The organism is Stenotrophomonas sp. LST15-1-1.1 (assembly GCF_040815575.1).
Lineage (GTDB): Bacteria > Pseudomonadota > Gammaproteobacteria > Xanthomonadales > Xanthomonadaceae > Stenotrophomonas > Stenotrophomonas lactitubi_B.
This window is the reverse complement of sequence record NZ_JBFPNJ010000001.1, coordinates 405,073-423,145: the sequence shown is the minus strand read 5'-3', so window position 1 is coordinate 423,145 and position 18,073 is coordinate 405,073. Positions and strand designations below refer to the sequence as shown.

The following is an 18,073-nucleotide window of genomic DNA, read 5'->3' as shown; positions in this document are numbered from 1 at the left end:
CTGCGCCATCCCGGCGTGACTCCCTGGAACCTGCCATGACCTCCCCCGCTTCCCGCTCTGTCGCCCTGGTCACCGGCGGCTCCCGTGGCATCGGCGCTGCCATCTCGCGCCGCCTGGCCGCCGACGGCCACGCCGTGGTCATCAACTATGCCGGCCGCCGCGACGAGGCCGAGGCACTGGCTGCCGAACTGACCACCCATGGCGGCCACGCCGTGGCCCTGCGGGCCGACGTGGCCGACCCGCAGGCCGTGCATGCCTTGTTCGACGCGATCGAGGCGCGCTTCGGTGGCATCGACGTGGTGGTCAACAGTGCCGGCGTGCTGCAGTTGGCCGCGCTGGCCGACAGCGATGATGCCCTGTTCGACCGCGTGATCGGCATCAACCTCAAGGGCGCATTCAACGTGCTGCGCGAGGCCGCGCGGCGCGTGCGCGACGGTGGTCGCATCGTCACCCTGTCCACCAGCGTGGTCGGCATCAAGCTTGAAAGCTACAGCGTGTATGCCGCCAGCAAGGCCGCCGTGGAGACGATGGGGGCGATCCTCAGCAAGGAGCTGCGTGGGCGCGGCATCACCGTGAACGCGGTGGCACCGGGGCCGACCGCCACCGATCTGTTCCTGGACGGGAAGTCGCCGGAGCTGATCGAGCGGCTGGCGAAGATGAACCCATTGGAGCGGCTGGGTACGCCGGAAGACATCGCCGCTGCGGTGGCGTTCCTGGCCGGTGCCGATGGCGGCTGGATCAATGGCCAGGTGCTGCGGGCCAATGGTGGGATGGTGTAGATCGCATGCCAACCAAGGTTGGCATCTACCAGCGGTGTGCGCGGTTCCGGTAGACGCCAACCTTGGTTGGCGCCGTCCATCAACGCCGGGCATGGCCCGGCGCTACCGCGGGTGCTACCGCGACATCGAATACGGCGCCTGCGCGCCCTGCCCCGGCCAGTCCTTGTTCGGTTCGGCCTGCATGGTGAAGTGCAGCTCGCCACCGGCCAGGATCTCATCGTGGCGCAGGAAGGTGCGCTGCAACGGCTTGCCGTTGAGGGTCACGCTGCCGACATAGGTGTGCTTGTCGTCCAGGCCTTCGGCCACGATGGTGAAGGTCTTGCCGTTGGGCAGTCGCATTGCGGTCTTCGGCAGGAACGGACGGCCGAGGATGTACTCTCCGCTGCCCGGCGCCACCGGGTAGAAGCCCAGCGCGGTGAACACGTACCACGCCGACATCTGGCCCACGTCATCATTGCCGGCCAGGCCATCTGGGCGATCGGCATACTGCGTGTCCATGATCTGCTTCAGGCGTGCCTGCGTGCGCCACGGCTGGCCGGCATACGAGTACAGGTAGGCCACGTGATGGCTGGGTTCGTTGCCATGCGCATACCAGCCGATCAGGCCGGTGATGTCTTCCATGTGTTCGAAGATGGCCGGATCGACCTTGGCGTTGAACACTTCATCCAGGCGCGCCAGCAGCTTGTCGCTGCCACCATGCGCGGCCGCAAGGCCTGCCACATCCTGCGGCACGTACCACGAGTACTGCCAGGCATTGCCTTCGGTGTAGTCGGTGCCGTAGCCACTGGCGCTGGGGTCGAACGGCGTACGGAAGCTGCCATCGCGCTTGCGCGCACGCATGAAGCCGGTGTCCTTGTCGAAGGCATTGCGCCAGTTGCCGGCACGCTTGTCGAAGGTTGCCGCCACATCGGCCTTGCCCATCGCCTGTGCCATGCGCGCGATGGTCCAGTCATCGAAGGCGTATTCCAGCGTCTTGCTGGCCGCCTCACCTTCTTCGTCGATCGGCACGTAGCCCAGCTCACGATACTGCGCGATGCCATCGTAAGGACCGTAGTTGGCGGTCTCCACCATCGCCTTCAGCGCCTTGTCCGCATCGAAACCGCGGATGCCCTTCACGTAGGCGTCTGCGATCACCGGCACCGCGTGGTAGCCGATCATGCACCAGTCTTCCAGGCCATGGAACGACCACACCGGCAACATGCCGTAAGGGCTGTGCTCATGATGGGCCAGCATGGAATTGACGAAATCGCTGTTGCGCTTCTCCGGCTGCACCAGGGTCAGCAACGGATGCAGCGCCCGATAGGTATCCCACAGCGAGAACGTCGAATAGTTCGTATAGCCCTTGGCCTGATGCACCGCATTGTCAGAGCCGCGATATTGGCCGTCGGCATCCATGAACAGCGTCGGCCCAAGCAAGGTGTGGTACAGCGCGGTGTAGGCACTGCGACGCGCGTGCTCCGGCGCGTCGATATCCAGCACCGACAACGCCTGCGTCCACTCCTGCTTTGCCTGCACGCGCACGCGGTCGAAATCGAAGTCGGCCACTTCGGCATCCAGGTTGGCGATGGCGCCGGCCTCGCTGACCGGCGAGATCGCCACTTTCACCACCAGCGGTGCCTCCAGCTTGCCGAAGTCGAACGTGCCTACCAGCTGCCGCCCCTCGATCTGCGCCCGCTGCTTCGGGTCCTTCTCGCCCGGGGGCGCAAAGCCCTTGTAGACGATGTCCTGCTCGGTGTTGTGCAGTTCATGGCCGGCCAGCGGCCGCGAGAAACGCATCGCGAAATACAGCTGGCGGCCAGCGGCCCAACCGCGGGTCTCGCGGAAACCGGTGACGGTGCCATCGGTGCGCACGCGTACCCGCGACCACAGGATCTTGCCAGGGTAGTCATACATGCTGGTGCGCATGTCCAACAGCACCTTGGCCTCGGTGCCCTTGGGGAACGCATAGCGATGCACGCCCACGCGCGCGCTGGTGGTCAGCTCGGCGCGCACCTTGTAGTCGTCCAGGGTGACCGCGTAGTAGCCCGGCTCGGCTTTCTCGTCGTCGTGGCGGAAGCGCGAGGCGTAACCACTCCTGGGCTTTTCCGGGTCGCCGCGCTCCAGGCCCGGGTTGCCGGTGAACGGCATCAGCAGGATGTCGCCCAGGTCGGAATGGCCGGTGCCGGAAAAATGCGTATGCGAGAAGCCGACGATGCTGCTGTCGTCGTAACGGTAGCCCGCCGCCCAGCCGTAGGCCTTCTCTCGCGGCTGGATGCGCGTATCCGGGCTGAGCTGGACCATGCCGAACGGCACCGTCGCACCAGGGTACGTGTGACCCTCGCCGCCGGTACCGATGAACGGATCGACCGAGGCATAGGCCTTGTCGGCAGCGGTCTTGGCCGGGGCCGCCGCAACCAGGCCGGAGGCGAACATCGCCGAAGCGGCGACAGCGAGCAGGAAACGGCGTTCCAACATGGGCATCGGCATTTGGATCGATTCAGGTGGTAGTCAGATCCTAGCACCGGGGTAGCGCTGTCGCATGTTGCGCTGCGGCTGAACGGTTCCAAACGCGACAAAAGTTGTCCTGTTTCATCTGCAACTTTTTGCATGGATGCGCACCCGGCTGATCACCAGACTGTGCCCGTTCCTGATGCACTGCAGCAACGCGGTCTGCGTCAGTTGACGTCGGAATGTGACCAACACCCCTCTTCCAAAGTCGCGTTCAGAGAAATCCCGCCCAATTCACCTCGTCATCACCGCTTCTACGCGTTTGATTCACACCGACGAAGTGAATGCGATCCCCTACGGACGTTTGTTCCCCCACAGGAGTTCTGCCATGAAAATCGCTGTTCGTCGTTCCCTTTCGCTGGCTGTGGCCTGCTCTCTTGCTCTGTCGGCTTCCGCGTATGCAGGGAGCCTCAATCCCGGGGACTCGGCAACCGTTCAACCCGGCGACCCAAGTGAGGCCTGGTCGCTGCGCGGCGCCACATTAACTGTGAATCCAGGAGGCCGGACTTCGGAAATCTTCGCTGGATCCGCATCCAGACTTGTACTGGCAGGTGCAACGACTAATGCGTCACGGACAACGGGCGCCGTTGTCCTCAACAACAGCGATGGCGACATCAGCGACTCAACCATTCAAAACACACTTGGGCGCGCGCTTACTCTGTCTGACGACAATTTTGGCGGCATCAGCAGGCCCGCTTCGACAGCGACCGTTCGCCGAAGTGAACTGGTCGGCCTTGGGATTGGCGCCAGTGTAGCAACCGTCAATCCCGGCCAGCGCGCCCTTCTCGTCCTGGATGCAACACGAGTCGAGGCACTTGCCAACGCTAGCGCCAGCCCGACGCAATCGGGGAATGGACTGCTTCTGATCGGGACCGCAGATGTGTCCATTCAGAACGGCAGCAACATTATTGGTGCACAGAACGGCATCTACGCAATCGACACTGACGTAGACGGCGCATCCAACGTCAACATCGACAACTCCAAGGTGGAGGGCCGATCCGCAGCTGCCATTCACGTCGCTCCGTCACGAACACCGACAGCGCCCCGAAGCAATGTCAACTTTACGGTTCAGAACAACAGTCAGCTTATCGGCGGGGATGGAAATCTACTCTTCGTCGAGGCGCCGGACGCCACGGTCGGTCTCAATGTCGACGACTCGCGCCTGACCGGCAACATCGTCAACACAGTGGGTAGCACTGTGGACGTCTCACTGTCCAACAACGCCAGCATCACCGGCACGATGACCAACGTTACCCGTGTGGCGCTGGATTCCGCCACCTGGAACATGACCGGAGATTCCTCGGTCGGCACGCTCAACCTCGGCAACGGCACCATCTCCCTCGGCGACGGTTCGGCCTTCCACACCCTCAACGTGGCCGGCAACTTCGCCGGCAACGACGGCACGATCCTGTTCAACACCGTGCTGGCCGGCGATGATGCAGCCACCGACAAGCTGATCATCGGCGGCGACACCAGCGGCACGGCCAACGTGCGCGTCAACAACGTCGCCGGTGCCGGCGCGCGGACCGACAAGGGCATCGAGCTGATCCAGGTCGGCGGTGCGTCCAACGGCCAGTTCAATCTGGCCGGTCGCGCCGTGGGTGGCCAGTACGAGTACTTCCTGCACAAGGGCACCGGCGCCGATGGCAACTGGTACCTGCGCTCGGTGCTGCCGACCCAGCCAGACCCGTGCGTGGTCGACCCGAGCCTGCCAGAATGCAACCCGGCGCTGCCGGGCCCGGATCCGGATCCGGTGCTGCGCCCGGAGCCCGGCGCCTATCTGGCCAACCTGCAGGCAGCGCAGAGCATGTTCCGCGTGGGCTACCACGACCGCCATGCCGGCCAGAATGCCGGCCGCGCCTGGGCCCGCGTGGACGGCTCGCGCAACGGCTTTGATGCCATCAGCCGCCAGCTCGACATTCGTGGCAACAGCCAGGCACTGACCGTCGGCGCCGACGTGTGGCGTCACGATTCGGGCAGCAGCGTGGGCGTGATGCTGTCCACGGGTAATGCCACCAGCACCTCCACCAATGAGCTGACCGGTTACTACGCACGCGGCAAGGTGAAGGGCGAGGCCCTCGGCCTGTACGGTACGCTGCGCGCGGGCAACGGTGCCGATCCGTATGCGGGCTTCTATCTGGACGGTTCGCTGCAGCGCGCCCAGTTCCGCAACCGCGTGGTAGGCATCGGCCTGGCCGATGAACGCTACGACAGCCGCGCCTGGCAGGGTGCGGTGGAAACCGGCTACGCCTTCCGTGTGGGTGGCGCCAGCAACGGCGGCATCTACCTGGAGCCGCAGCTGCAGGTGGGCTACAACCGTTGGGACAACGCCCGCCACACCGAAGTAAACGGCACGGTGGTGACTGCCGAGAATGCGAACGGCATGTTTGGGCGTGCGGGCGTTCGTCTTTCCGGCGTGACCCGCTGGGGCAATGGTGCCGCCGAGGTGCAGCCGTACCTGGCCGCCAACTGGCTGCACACTCGCAGCGAATCGCAGATCCGCATGGACGATGAGGTGGTGGATGCGCGCATCCCGCGTAACCGCGGTGAGTTCAGCGGTGGTGCGTCGGTGAAGTTCGGCAACGGCATCGGTGCCTGGGGCGGGTTGTCGCTGCAGAAGGCCAGCGGCTATCACCAGACCAGTGCGCAGGTGGGCGTGAGCTACAGCTGGTAAAGGCGTTTTTGGCCTTGTGAGGGCGGCCCCGGCGTGCGTTCGGGGCTGCCCTTCCTGTTTTTTTCGTTTGCACCCGCGAGCGCCCTCGACCTTGTGAAACGGGCGTGTCGCGCCGCGTTGTGTCGCTATCAGGCCATTGGTTCGGCCGCGGGCGACATGCGGATGCCCGCGCTTCAGTTGGAGAAATCTCGGCATGAAGAATCTACTGGAACTGCGCTGGCTGGCGTGTGCAGGATGCCCTCGCAGCGCGAACACCGCTGCCGGGATTGGAACCCCCGAAATTCAATTGAAGATTCGCCTGTCGTAACTGCGGTGGGCGATGCGTGTGGCCGCAAGGCCATCCGGTTTTCTTCAGTTGCGCCGGGGTTCCAACCCGCATCGCCCGCCACCCTTCCGGTGGCCACGTCCTTCAAGGAGCCATCGCATGTCGCATGAACCGCCCATCCTGACCCCGGAAATGGAATCCCTGTTCTTCCGCATCGAGCACGCCCTGAACACCGCCGAGGGCATGGCGATGATGATCGGCGAGAACGAACCGGCCGACCCGCAGGCGCATCTGCGCCCGGGCTACAACCTGCAGAAGATCACGGTTGCGATGATGGCGCTGAGCCAGCATGGTCGGCGGTTGCTGCATGAACTGCGCGAGCAGCATGTGCGGGTGACACTGCATTGACGCGTGTAGAGCCGAGCCCATGCTCGACTCTGGTGTGATCGAGCACTACGGTTGGTGACGGAGCAAGCCGAGCATGGGCTCGGCTCTACAGGAGCCGCTCAATCCGGCAGCGCGCCCTCAAGTGTGGCCAGATCTGCCGCATCCACCGGCCGCACCACGCGCGCCACTTCCTTGCCGTCATGCAACAGGATCACCGTCGGCCATAGCTTCACCTGGAATGAGCGGCCCAGCGGTTTGCCCTTGCCGTCTTCGATCTTCCAGTGCGGCAGATCATGCGCATCCACGAAGGCCTGCAGCGCCGGTTGCGCGGCCTGGCAATGGCCGCACCACGGGGCGCCGAATTCCAGCAGCAGCCAACCAGCCTGCGCATCCACCTCCGCGCGGGCCGGCTCGGCGGCAACATGATCACGCATGAAGGGCATGCCGTTACGCCTGCAGCGTGCGCTGGATGTCTTCCAGCGGCGCGTTGGTCAGATCCTTGGCGATATCGACCAGCAACCGCGCCTGCGTCTCTTTATGCAGCAACGGACGGATGCGGCCCAGCGTGGTGGGATCGGCGATCAGCACCAGATGCGCGTAACGGTTGTTGAGTGCGTCTTCGTTGAGCTGTTCGGCCACCTGCTTGGCGAAGGTCGCTTCGTTGAGCTGCGAGATCGACATGTCCTTGGGCACTGCGCCCGACGGCCCCTGTCCGGACACACCCTGCTCGCTGATGTCCTGCAGGCGCAGCTCGCCTTCCTGCTTCAAGGTGAGCTTCTGCTCGCTGCCGACGTTGGTGAACACGCGGGCCGAGCCACCATCGGCGACGATAACCAGGGTGCCTTCGGGAATGCGACGGGTCATGCGTTACTCCTTGCGTTGGTTCTTGACCACCGTAAAAGGCATGGCGTGAGCGAGGTGAGCACAACATGTTCATTCGATGTGCTTGGGTCATCTGCATGAACAGGCAACATGGAACGCTGCGTTCGTGCTGGCGCGATTCTCGGCACGCTCACACTGTAACCGTTATCATGAACGCATGATCGACACGACCCACTGCGCGTCAGCACCTGTTGCTGGCATGCGGGAAGCACTGCCGACCGGCGCTTCGCTTTCCATCATTGCATCCCCGTCGCCTTTCCATCGCCTCGCGCTGGATCCCGGCGGATGACGCCTGCGGGCCCTGCCCCGCCTGTCCCCTGCGCCTGCCACCACCCCACGTGCACTGACGCGGTCTGACACGTAATCGGACCCATCCGTCCGTCCTGCATGTCGTCCCGCGTTCTGGCAGCGGGCACTGCTTGTCGCGTGCGCGGCGTTTGATCGCACACACCTTTCGCCCCGTTCCGGGCCTTCCATTCGATGCCCCTGCGCCTGCTGCGCCAGCATCGCCGTTTCCGACTTTCGGGACATCCGTACCGCCCACTCCATCTCCATTTCCATTCTTCCAAGGGAGTCCCCATGCAGGACAACTCCGATGCCCATGCCCATTTCGGCTGGTTCAAACGCCGCCGCCATCTGAAGGTCGACGAGATCACCGTTGTCGACAAACCCATGCTCAAGCGCGCCGTGGGCGCCGCTGCACTGGGCAACGCGATGGAATGGTTCGACTTCGGTGTGTATGGCTATCTCGCCGTGACCATCGGCCAGGTGTTCTTCCCCTCCAGCAACCCCACCGCGCAGGTGATCGCTGCGTTCGCCACGTTCACCGTGGCCTTCCTGGTACGCCCGCTGGGCGGCATGGTCTTCGGGCCCCTGGGCGACCGCTATGGGCGCCAGAAGGTACTGGCCTTCACCATGATCATGATGGCGCTGGGCACCTTCGCCATCGGCCTGATTCCCTCTTACGAACGCATCGGCATCTGGGCACCGGTACTGCTGCTGCTCGCGCGCGTGGTGCAGGGCTTTTCCACCGGTGGCGAGTATGGTGGCGCGGCAACGTTCATCGCCGAGTACTCCACCGACCGTAACCGCGGCCTGATGGGCAGCTGGCTGGAGTTCGGCACGCTGGGCGGCTACATCGCCGGTGCCGGTACGGTCACCGCACTGCACATGCTGCTGAGCAGCGCGCAGATGCTGGACTGGGGCTGGCGCATTCCGTTCCTGGTGGCCGGCCCACTCGGCCTGCTGGGCCTGTACATGCGCATGCGGCTGGAGGAAACACCGGCCTTCCGCGCCTATGCGGAAGAGGCCGAGAAGCGTGACCACGAGCGTCCGGGCCTGGGTGAGCTGCTGCGCGTGCACGGCAGGCAGTTGATCGTGTGCATGGGTCTGGTGCTGGTGTTCAATGTGACCGATTACATGCTGCTGACCTACATGCCCAGCTACCTGAGCGTGACCATGGGGTATGCGGAGAGCAAGGGCCTGCTGCTGATCATCATCGTGATGCTGGTGATGATGCCATTGAACATCGTCGGTGGCCTTTTCAGCGACAAGCTGGGCCGGCGCCCGATGATCATCGGCGCCTGCATCGCGTTGCTGGTGCTGGCGGTCCCGAGCCTGCTGCTGGTGGGCAGCGGCAACGACTGGCTGATCTTCCTTGGGCTGATGCTGCTGGGCCTGGCGCTGGTGTGCTTCACCAGTTCGATGCCGTCCACGCTGCCGGCACTGTTCTATACGCCGGTGCGTTACAGCGCGCTGTCCATTGCGTTCAACGTATCGGTCTCGCTGTTCGGTGGCACCACGCCGCTGGTGACCGCGTGGCTGGTGGAGCGCACCGGCGATCCGCTGGTACCCGCGTACTACCTGATGGGCGCAGCAGTAATCGGCCTGATCACGATGATCTTCGTGAAGGAGACCGCCGGCCTGCCGCTGCGTGGTTCGCCGCCGGCCGTGGGCTGCAACAAGGAGGCAGCTGCGCTGCTGAAGAGCGATGCGCCGGTGACAGTGGACCGCGCCCTGCCGCCGTTGCCGGACGTAGCCGAGCCGGAACAGGTAACCCCGGCCTGAGTGGTTGAGGTGGCGCCAGGCATCGCCTGGCGCTGCCGGTAATGCGATTACTCGGCGCGGGTCAGCTTGCCCGGGGTCCAGCGGTACACCCAGGCATGCTGCCCTTCCGGCGGGCAGGCCACCTTGCCACGCACGCACAGCTTTGAATTGCGGGTGCTGTTGAAGGTGACGCGGATACGGTCGCCCTCCATGGTGATCGCTTCCATTTCGCCGGGAATGTGCACGGCAGCGTCATCGGCGTAGCCGGACGCGCGGATCAACGCGTAGGTTTCGTCGTCATAGGCGGATTTGCCCGGTGACGCGGTCTGACCCCGTGCATCGCCTTCGGCCAGCGGGGTCATCACTACCAGTTCGTTGAGCTGCGTCGCGCTGCCGGTCTGGGTCGCGGTGTACAGATAGATGATTTCCGGGCGGCCGTCGCCATCGAGGTCGGCATTGCCGGCCCACAGCGGACGGTAGTCGTACTGGCTGTCGGTACCCGGATGCAGCCGCAGGGACGCCTCGGCGGTACGACGTGCCTTGTCGTAGCTCATCGGCTCGTTCTTCGGCTCGTTCTTCGGCTCATCCTTGGCGTTAGCCGGCGTTGCATCCTGTGCCAGCAGCGGCGCCGCCACCGTCAATGCCATGGCCGCCACCAGCGCGCGCAGGCCGATGGCCTGCCAGTGCTTCCGCTCGTACATCCCTGTTCCTCGATCACTGAATCTGCGGAGTCGGATCATCGCACAGGCGGGCCGGCCAGCGGCGTGCTGTCGGCATGCAGGTCCATCGCGCGCATGACGATGGGCTTGGCCCAGTCCGGGGTGTGCAGCAGCTCCACCACCGACACCGGATACTGCAGGCCCTGGCGATCCAGTGCCAGCACCGGCAAGGGGGCAGCATGCCCGTGGCGATCTGCTGGCGCGCTGTTGTCATACACATGCAGTTCGGCCAGGTGCGGCATCAATACCAACAGGTTTTCGCGTGCGGAATCGAAGCGTGCGCGGATCTTGTCCTGCGGAATGTCGTGGCCACCGGCGGCAACGCGGGCAGCCACGCGGTCCACATGCAGTTCGACAGTGGCCAACCCGCAGAACCAGATTGCCACATCGTGCTCGTTGCAGGCCTCGCGCAACAGTCGCGGAATGGTGTTGCCGCCCAGGGTGGTTTCAAAGGCGAAGTCGCTGCCGTCGGCGATTGCCTGGCGCAGCCGTCGTGCGCCCTCCTGCCACGCTTCAGCGTTGGCGTCGGCCAACGGCCAGCCCGCCTCCACCAGACGTCGGGTGAAGCTGTCCGGGTTGTACCAGCCCAGGCCGTCGGCCTCCAGCCAGGTACCGAGCAACGAACTCTTGCCGGCGCCGTTGACGCCGGCCAACGCCAGGATGCGCCCCATGAGTCAGAGCGGACGGCCGAGCGCGACCTTGTGGCCGCGGCGGATCGGCTTGCCCATCACCTTGCCCAGCCCCTCACCCTGCTGCAGCCCGGCCAGCGCCTGGTCGAACTCGCTGCGCAGGCGCGAGAGCACCTCGCTGCGCTCTTCGGTGTCGCTGCCGCTGGCCCTGGCCAGCAGCTCCTGGTAGGTCTTGATGTCCACGATCACCGCTTCGGGGTGATTGTGGTTGGTGATGACCAGCGCCTGCTTCTCGCGCACGGTACGCATCAGGCTGGGCCAGCCACGGGTCTTGACCGAGGATGCCGGGGCCTTGTCGAGGCCGGGCAGGTCGAGCGGGAGGGTCATGGCACGGCTCCAGCGGAAGGATATGAGGCCACTATACCCAATTTGGCCAAATTGGGGATAAATGGACGCTCCCGCTCTCCGGACCCGGCCGACGACTCAGAACGCCCGTTCCCATTTCAGGCTCAGCAGGCTGCGGTCGTGGCTGTACAGCCAGTCCACGTTACTGTCGATGCGCGCGTAACGCAGGCTCAGGCTGGGCACCAGCCCGGCCACGGCCAGGCGCTCGCTGCGCACGATGGCGATCAGGTTCTGCTCGCTGTCCTGCCGGCGCGCTTCCAGCAACGGGCTCCAGGCATCGTAGTCACGCTCACGCAGCGACACGAACACGGTGGCCGTGGTACCGCTCCACTGGCGTGCGGCGCCCAGGCGCAGGCCGCGTTGCCGGTAGCCATTGGCGGGATCAGCGGCACTGCTGTCACTCAGGTCGACCCCGGCGAACACCGTCCAGCGCGGGTTGAGCGCACGGAACCAGGTGGCATAGATCGCCGCCAGTTCACCGTCGTAGTTGCTGGCCACCCCCGGCTGTCGATAGCGCTGGCGTTTCCAGTCGGCTTCCAGCTTCAGCAGGCTGCGCGCATCGGCGGCGAACTGCCAGTCGCCATGAACACCGGCACCGCCCTGCAGCGCGTGGTTGCCCAGCCCCTGGTAATCGTAGCTGGGCGCCAGCAGCACGGTATGCCGTGCGCTGCGCCAGCTGTAACCGGCCTGCACGCTGGCATTGAGCTCGTTGTAGTCGCTGTGCCCGCGCCACGCCTGGCCGAACGCCAGCCCGCGCAGGTACAGCCCATGGTGGCCGGCCAACGGCAGGCGCCGTTCCAGGCTGGCGTCGTAGTCCAGGCCGAATGCTGCCTGTGCATCGGGCAACCGGCGTTCGATGAAGCAGGTGGTGCCGTCACCGAACAGGCAGGTGCGGCTGGCCGAGCTGCGGTTGATGTTGTCGCTCCACGCCGGGCCAGCGGCGATCCCACCCTTCCAGCGCTGACGCGCATGCAGGGCCTGCAGGTAGCCGTCCACCCGCGTACGCACACCCGCCGTTGCCGGGTCGTCGCCATCGATGCCGGCTGCGATCGCCTCGAACAGGGCGATGGCATCGCGGTCGCGCTGGTCTTCGGCATGGACACGTGCCAGTTCCAGCCGCGCCGGCAGGAAGTCGGGTTGCGCGGCGAGCACGGCCTCGTATTCGGCGGCCGCCTTGCGGTGCTGGCCAGCCACCCGCGCCAGCGCACCCTGCGCGTAGTGGCGCAGCAGCGGATCGTGGCCGGGCAGTTCGATGTACTCGGCCAGGAAGGCGGCCACGGCCTGCCATTGCTGATGCTGCAGCGAGAGATAAAGCGCCTGGCCGAGGTCGTCGACAGTGCGCTCCACGCGGTACCGCTGGCCGTCGAGGGTGATGGTCGGCCGCTCGTGCTCGGCCTGGCGCAGGCGTTGCTGGTCCTGCTGCTGATGACGCAGCTCGCTGCCCTGTTCGAGCACACGGCGCAGATCATCCTGCTGGGCGCGGGCATCATTGACCGGCCATGCCAGCAGCAGGACGACAAGAAAGAGAAGGTGGCGCATGTTCGATCCGGTTGAAGCACCATCGCAGGCCGAAGCAGGGACTGGCGGATCGCGGCTTGTCCCTGCCCTGCCCCGTCAGGGGCGTGGCGATCAGTTCTTGCTGCCGCCGAAGGCGGTGTCGTACTGGCTGTTGCCGGCGAAGGTGGCGATGCCAGCCAGGGTGGCGGCGTTGGCGCCGAAGAACTGGCCCTGACTGGTGCCGGCAACCGTACCGTTGGCCGTGGCCGAACCGGCGAACGACGCGTTGGCGCTGTTGATCGTTGCAGCCACGGCCACGGTCAGGCCCGAGCCGACCAGCGCGCCGTTGAGGCGGCCGGTGCCGAAGTCAGCGCGGAAGGTACCGCTGAGCAGGTTGCTGCCGTTGAACTTGTTGAGGCCTGCGACGGCGTAGGTGGCCACGCCTGCCGGCAGCGTGGTGCCCGCGCGGTCACCGGCGAAGTAGACCTGGCGGTTGTTGAAGCCGCCAGCCGCGCCATCCTTGGACCATTCGCCGAACCAGACATCGCCGCTACCGACCTTGACGAAGTTGAAGTGGCCCATGCCGGCGTGGCTGCCCGGGGTACCGGTGATCGGCATGGCGAGGGTGCGCACGGTGGTGCCGTTGATGACGGTGGGTGCGGAGTAGGCGCTCAAGCCCTGGAAGTCCACACGCGTGCCACCCGAGACGGTGCCGACGCCAATACCGGCCTTGCCTGCCGAGTGCGGGCCGCCATTGACCTGCGATTCGCCGACGTTGACGTTCAGCTGCGGATCGGTGACGGCACTGGCCGCACCGACGATATCGGCAGCGTGGGCGGCACCGGCCAGGACCAGGCTGGCGGCGACGGCAAGCATGGAACGGGAGATCATTTTCATGGAAAAACTCCTTGGATTGAGGGAACTACAGGTACAACGCTTGCAACGGTGGAACTCAGAAGCGCGCAGTGAGCGCAAGCTTGACGGTGCGCCCCGGCGCCGGCAGCGTGGAGCGCGTGGCCGGGTCGACGTAATAGCGGTTGCCGAGATTGCTGCCGACCAGTTCAACGCTGGCGTGTTCGTTGAAGCGCCAGCGCGCATAGGCATCCACGGTGGTGATGTTTCCCCAGGTGAACGGCACGTTCTGCCAGAGCAGGCTGCTGCCACCTGCCAGCAGACGATCGCGGTAGACCTGCAGGTCGGGGTTGTCGTGGCGCCGGTAGTGCACGATGCGGCTGCCCAGTTCCAGCCGCTCATCGAACAGGCGCGTGCCCAGTGACAGATTCACCGACAGCTTGGGAATCGCCTGGGTCAGCAGGTAGCCGCCCACGAAACCGTCCTGTACGCAGTTCGGCACCAGCCCGCGGTTGGCGTCGAGCAGCACCGCGCTGCTCTCGTCGCACACCTCGTTTTCCAGCGTGCGCGCGATACCCAGGTCGCTGAAAAAGCGTCGATTGTCGAAGCGCGCCTGCAGTTCGATGCCACGGATGGTCTGCTTGTCGATGTTGTCGAACAGGAAGTAGGCGTCGCGCTCGATCACATCGCGCGTCTTGTGCACGTAGTAGGCCAACTTGACGTCGGCATCGGCGGTGCCGCCGAACAGCGCGGACAGATTGTGTACATAGCCCAGCTCGTAGTTGTAGGCGTGTTCGGGCTTGAGCGGATACAGCGGATTGAGGCTGCTGGAGAATGCGATGGTGCTTTCGAACATGCTGGGGAAGCGCTTGGCCTCGGTGTAGCGGGCATACAGGCGCGCGCCAGGCGAGAAGTGCACGGTGGCCGAGAACGTCGGCAGCCAGGCATGGTCGCGGCGGCGGCTGTTGTGCGCCTGCACCGCCCGTCCCTGCACGGCGTTCTGCACCCGGCAGGTCTGGTCGGTACCGAGCACCATCGGCAGCAGACCGGGGATCGCTGCCACCTGGCCGTTGAGGCAGGGGTTGCTGGCACGTGTGTAGTTGCCATCGGCATCGGCTGCCCAGGCGATGCTGTGCTCCACCGGCACCGGCGTTTCGTACTTGCTCAGCAGGTTCTTCAGCAGGTCGTCGACCAGCGAGCCCATGCCGATGCTTTCCCAGAACTCACGCTCCGATTCGATCGCATCGATCTCTCCCTGCAGGCTGGCTGGGCGTGGCGGCAGCTCATTGACCCGGTAGCGCGCCTCCTTGCTGCCGACACTGCGGGTCAGCAGCTCCGGATGCTCCTGCAGGAAATCGTCGAACGCCCAGTAGCGGCTGTAGCGCACGCCGGCATTGAGGGTGAGGAAATCGACCGGCCGCCACTCCAGCGTGAGGTAGCCCTCGCCTTCCTGGCGACGGCCCGCGCGCGGGTACATGCGCCAGCCGTCGGTCACGCCAAAGTACGGATCGCCCGAACGCAGCGTTTCGTACTGCCAGTTGCCACCCACGGTCAGGTCAAGCGTGGAATGCAGGCCGAAGCGGTTGCTCAGCGTCAGGCCGGTACGGTCGTTGCGGGCATTGGCCAGTGCGGTGTTGCGCAGGATCGGGCTGCGGCTGGGATCCCAATCGGGGTTGCCCGAGGCGAAGTTGGGGAAACCACCGGCAGTGTAGGTATCGCTGTTGGTTTCGGTCCGCCACAGGTTGGCGCGCAGGTCGAGCCACCGGCTGCCAGCCGGCTGCCAGCGGTACTCCAGGTTCCAGGCATCCGAATCGACCCGGCTGAGCGGCCACTGGATGCGCCCGTAATCCGGCGCGGACAGGATGCGCGAAGGCATGATCTCGCCGTAGTGCGAGAGCGTGTGCCGCCAGGTGGCCTTGAGCTGCTGGTCGTCGGTGATCTGCCAAGTTGCCTTCAGCAGCCACGACTCCTGTTCGCTGGACGTGTTGGGGACTTCATCACCCGGCTTGAAGTAGCGCGCCAGCGTGGTGATGTAATCGATGCCCTGGTATTCGTACTGCTCGCGCGGGTCCTGGTCGTAGTAGGCACTGCCCTTGCTGCCCGAAAAATAGTTGCCGCGCTTGCGCCACGCGTAGGCCGCCATCACGTCCACCCGCTCACCGCGCCAGCCCAGCGCCAGGCGCCAGGCCTGGTCATCGCCATCGAACGGGTTGTCACCGCTGCGCGATTTCACCGGCACCACCAGGGTGCGGTCAGCATAGGGCGAGGCCGGCGACTGCTGCGGGAAACCCTCCACCGTGCGGTAGTCCTCGCCGGTGTGCAGCCGTGGCAGGCGCGGTGACACCGCATTGCTGCTGCCTTCGATCTTCAGCTCCCCGCCGAAGCGCTCGCCGGCCGGCACGATGTCGTCGACATCGAGGGTCTTGATGACCATCGCTCCGCCGATACCGCTGTGTACATCGCGCACCAACGCTGGCCCCTTGATGACCTGGATGCCACCAATCAGGTTGGGATCGATGTAGTTGCGGTTGCTGACGCCGTTGTAGCCCCTCCATACGGTCAGCGCCTGCTCGCCACCGTCGATGCTGACCGGCACCCGCCCCGGCCCCTGGATGCCGCGGATGTTGAGGTCCAATGCGCCGCTGTTGCGGGCGTCGCCGCTGAACACACCGACCAGGTCCTTGACCACGTCGGCCGGGTTGGCGCCGCGATAGCGCTCCACCCGGTCACGCCCGGAATAGGCCGTGCTCAGGTCGAGCGCGAACACGTCGTCGTATCCCCAACGATCACGTGTTTCGCCGCCGTCGGCCTGCAGGCGCCCGCCCACTTTCAGCGTGTCGGTGACCACCACCCCGCCGTCATCGCCGCTGGCCAACAGGGTCCAGGTGCCACCCGGCTCCTGCTGCGCGCGCAGGCCACTGCCCTGCAGCAACTGATCCAGCGCTTCGGTGGGGCTGTACTGGCCCTGCACTGCGCGCGAGCGCCGCCCTTCCACCAGATCGCTGCGGAACACCACCTGCACCTGCGACTGGCGGCCGAAACTGCGCACTGCGTCGGCCAAGGGTTGTTCGGGAATGGCATATGCGCGCACGGAGGCGGTAGCGGCCTGGGCGTGGGCGGTCGGCGCCCATGCGAAAGGAACCAGTGCCGTGGCGATCGCCAGGGCGAGGACGGTGGCGCGGCGATGACGGGCGGCTGCCGGGAACGGCATGAACGGTGACTCCTCAAGGTGGCGGGACCGTGCGCACATCGGGTGCACGCGGTTCGGTTGGCTTGAGAAGAAACGCGGTTTCGCTCTGGCTATACCACTAGAGACAACGCGGGATCGGATCTGCCCACGGTTTTTTGGTTGATCGCCAGATCATCGAATCACACCAGTAGATCCACGCCATGCGTGGATGGGTCCACCCGCCCCCCGAGACATCACCACAGCAACAACGCGCCGCCCGGCAGGCGCTGGCTGCGCAGGCCGGCCTGCTGGGCCACGGCGGCAATCGCCGCATCCGGCTGCTGCAGGTGGAACAAGCCGCTCACCGCCACCTGCGCGCCCTGCCCGCGCAGAACCCAGACCGGCGCACGCCGATAGCGGGCAAGACGCTCGATTGCCTGTTGTGCAGGCAGATCATCAATGACGATCTCGCCGCGTCGCCACGGTGCAACGGCATCCACATCGGTCAGCTGCAGCGGCTGCAGCCAGTGGCCATTACGGAACGCGCGTGCCTGCCCGGCCTGCAGCCGCTGCGCTGCGACCCGGCCCGGCCGAATCTCCACTTCGCCCTGGCTGACTTCGGTGGTCACCACGGCATCGTGCAATGCAATGCTGAAGGCCGTCCCGATGTCACGGATCTCGCCGCCGCCGGCCTGCACCCGGAACGGTCGTGCTTCGTGCGCGACCTGGAACCAGGCGCTGCCACGCAGCAGCTGCAGGCGGCGCTGGCCGGCGCTGAAATCAAGCGCCAGCGCGCTGACTGCATCCAATATGGCGGTGCTGCCATCCTGCAGCTGCACCGTGCGCGGCGCGTTGCCGCTGCGCACATCGCTGCGGACAAGCAGCCACGCGTGCGGCGCCACCGTCACCGAAAGCAGCAGCACCGCCGCACTGGAAAGCAGCCAAGGCAGCCGACGACGCGGCTGCAGCGGCCGCAGCGCGGGTTCGGCAGTCAGTTCCGGAAGCGCAGCCAGGACATCCGGGCCGGCAGCATCCAGGCCTTGCCAGAAGGCGTGCTGCTGGCGCCAGGCATCGGCATGCCGGGGATCGGCCTGCAGCCAGCGTTGCAGGGCGCGTTGCTGGCGCTCCGGCAACCGGCCCGCATTGCACCGTATCACCCAGCGCAACGCCTGCCTGGCCTGACGCGGCGAGGGTATGGACGTAGTCATGATTGTGGCCTGCGGCACCACCGACGGGTGCGCCTTACAGTTGAGACAGCGGCAAGCGGCATCTGCCCACGGCA

General features: G+C 65.6%; 14 protein-coding genes. 4 read left to right on the top strand and 10 right to left on the bottom strand.

Features of this window, described 5'->3' with window-relative positions; translation table 11 throughout:
* Positions 1-35: 35 nt before the first annotated feature.
* Positions 36-779: an SDR family oxidoreductase gene (locus MRBLST15_RS01965; protein WP_367784945.1), complete on the top strand. Its 744-nt coding sequence runs from the start codon at positions 36-38 to the stop codon at positions 777-779.
* A 114-nt stretch (positions 780-893) separates the two neighbouring features.
* Here the strand turns inward: MRBLST15_RS01965 and MRBLST15_RS01960 are convergent, their stop codons facing one another.
* On the bottom strand, positions 894-3,245 hold the full coding sequence (locus MRBLST15_RS01960) for a GH92 family glycosyl hydrolase (RefSeq protein WP_312703996.1): 2,352 nt from the start codon (positions 3,243-3,245) through the stop codon (positions 894-896).
* 901 nt (positions 3,246-4,146) lie between these two features.
* Here MRBLST15_RS01960 and MRBLST15_RS01955 point away from each other — a divergent pair.
* Positions 4,147-5,940, top strand: a complete 1,794-nt coding sequence (locus tag MRBLST15_RS01955) for an autotransporter outer membrane beta-barrel domain-containing protein (RefSeq protein ID WP_367784943.1) — start codon at positions 4,147-4,149, stop codon at positions 5,938-5,940.
* A 424-nt stretch (positions 5,941-6,364) separates the two neighbouring features.
* A complete protein-coding gene (locus MRBLST15_RS01950; protein WP_099818616.1) occupies positions 6,365-6,613 on the top strand; it encodes a hypothetical protein in 249 nt (82 codons plus the stop codon).
* 98 nt (positions 6,614-6,711) lie between these two features.
* Here MRBLST15_RS01950 and MRBLST15_RS01945 read toward each other — a convergent pair whose 3' ends face one another.
* On the bottom strand, positions 6,712-7,035 hold the full coding sequence (locus MRBLST15_RS01945) for a thioredoxin family protein (protein WP_265952478.1): 324 nt from the start codon (positions 7,033-7,035) through the stop codon (positions 6,712-6,714).
* Between the two features lie 4 nt (positions 7,036-7,039).
* Positions 7,040-7,456 carry a host attachment protein gene (locus MRBLST15_RS01940; RefSeq protein WP_089235798.1) on the bottom strand — a complete coding sequence of 139 codons (417 nt, stop codon included), beginning with the start codon at positions 7,454-7,456 and terminating at the stop codon, positions 7,040-7,042.
* A gap of 597 nt (positions 7,457-8,053) precedes the next feature.
* Here MRBLST15_RS01940 and proP point away from each other — a divergent pair.
* Complete coding sequence (proP, locus tag MRBLST15_RS01935; RefSeq protein WP_367784940.1) at positions 8,054-9,541, top strand: glycine betaine/L-proline transporter ProP; 1,488 nt, start codon at positions 8,054-8,056, stop codon at positions 9,539-9,541.
* Positions 9,542-9,588: 47 nt separating this feature from the next.
* Here proP and MRBLST15_RS01930 read toward each other — a convergent pair whose 3' ends face one another.
* From MRBLST15_RS01930 to MRBLST15_RS01900, 7 genes are all read right to left on the bottom strand, one after another.
* A complete protein-coding gene (locus tag MRBLST15_RS01930) occupies positions 9,589-10,221 on the bottom strand; it encodes a hypothetical protein (protein WP_312703989.1) in 633 nt (210 codons plus the stop codon).
* A gap of 35 nt (positions 10,222-10,256) precedes the next feature.
* Positions 10,257-10,910: a hypothetical protein gene (locus MRBLST15_RS01925; protein ID WP_265952474.1), complete on the bottom strand. Its 654-nt coding sequence runs from the start codon at positions 10,908-10,910 to the stop codon at positions 10,257-10,259.
* A gap of 3 nt (positions 10,911-10,913) precedes the next feature.
* Positions 10,914-11,255: a type II toxin-antitoxin system prevent-host-death family antitoxin gene (locus MRBLST15_RS01920; protein ID WP_312703983.1), complete on the bottom strand. Its 342-nt coding sequence runs from the start codon at positions 11,253-11,255 to the stop codon at positions 10,914-10,916.
* Between the two features lie 96 nt (positions 11,256-11,351).
* A complete protein-coding gene (locus MRBLST15_RS01915; RefSeq protein ID WP_367784937.1) occupies positions 11,352-12,812 on the bottom strand; it encodes a surface lipoprotein assembly modifier in 1,461 nt (486 codons plus the stop codon).
* A 90-nt stretch (positions 12,813-12,902) separates the two neighbouring features.
* Positions 12,903-13,667, bottom strand: coding sequence for a Slam-dependent surface lipoprotein (locus tag MRBLST15_RS01910; RefSeq protein ID WP_367784935.1), 765 nt, complete (start codon positions 13,665-13,667; stop codon positions 12,903-12,905).
* Positions 13,668-13,722: 55 nt separating this feature from the next.
* A complete protein-coding gene (locus MRBLST15_RS01905; RefSeq protein ID WP_367784933.1) occupies positions 13,723-16,833 on the bottom strand; it encodes a TonB-dependent receptor in 3,111 nt (1,036 codons plus the stop codon).
* A gap of 212 nt (positions 16,834-17,045) precedes the next feature.
* The gene (locus MRBLST15_RS01900; protein WP_367784931.1) at positions 17,046-17,999 is read right to left on the bottom strand and encodes a FecR family protein; all 954 of its coding nucleotides are present in this window, start codon (positions 17,997-17,999) and stop codon (positions 17,046-17,048) included.
* Between the last annotated feature and the right edge of the window lie 74 nt (positions 18,000-18,073).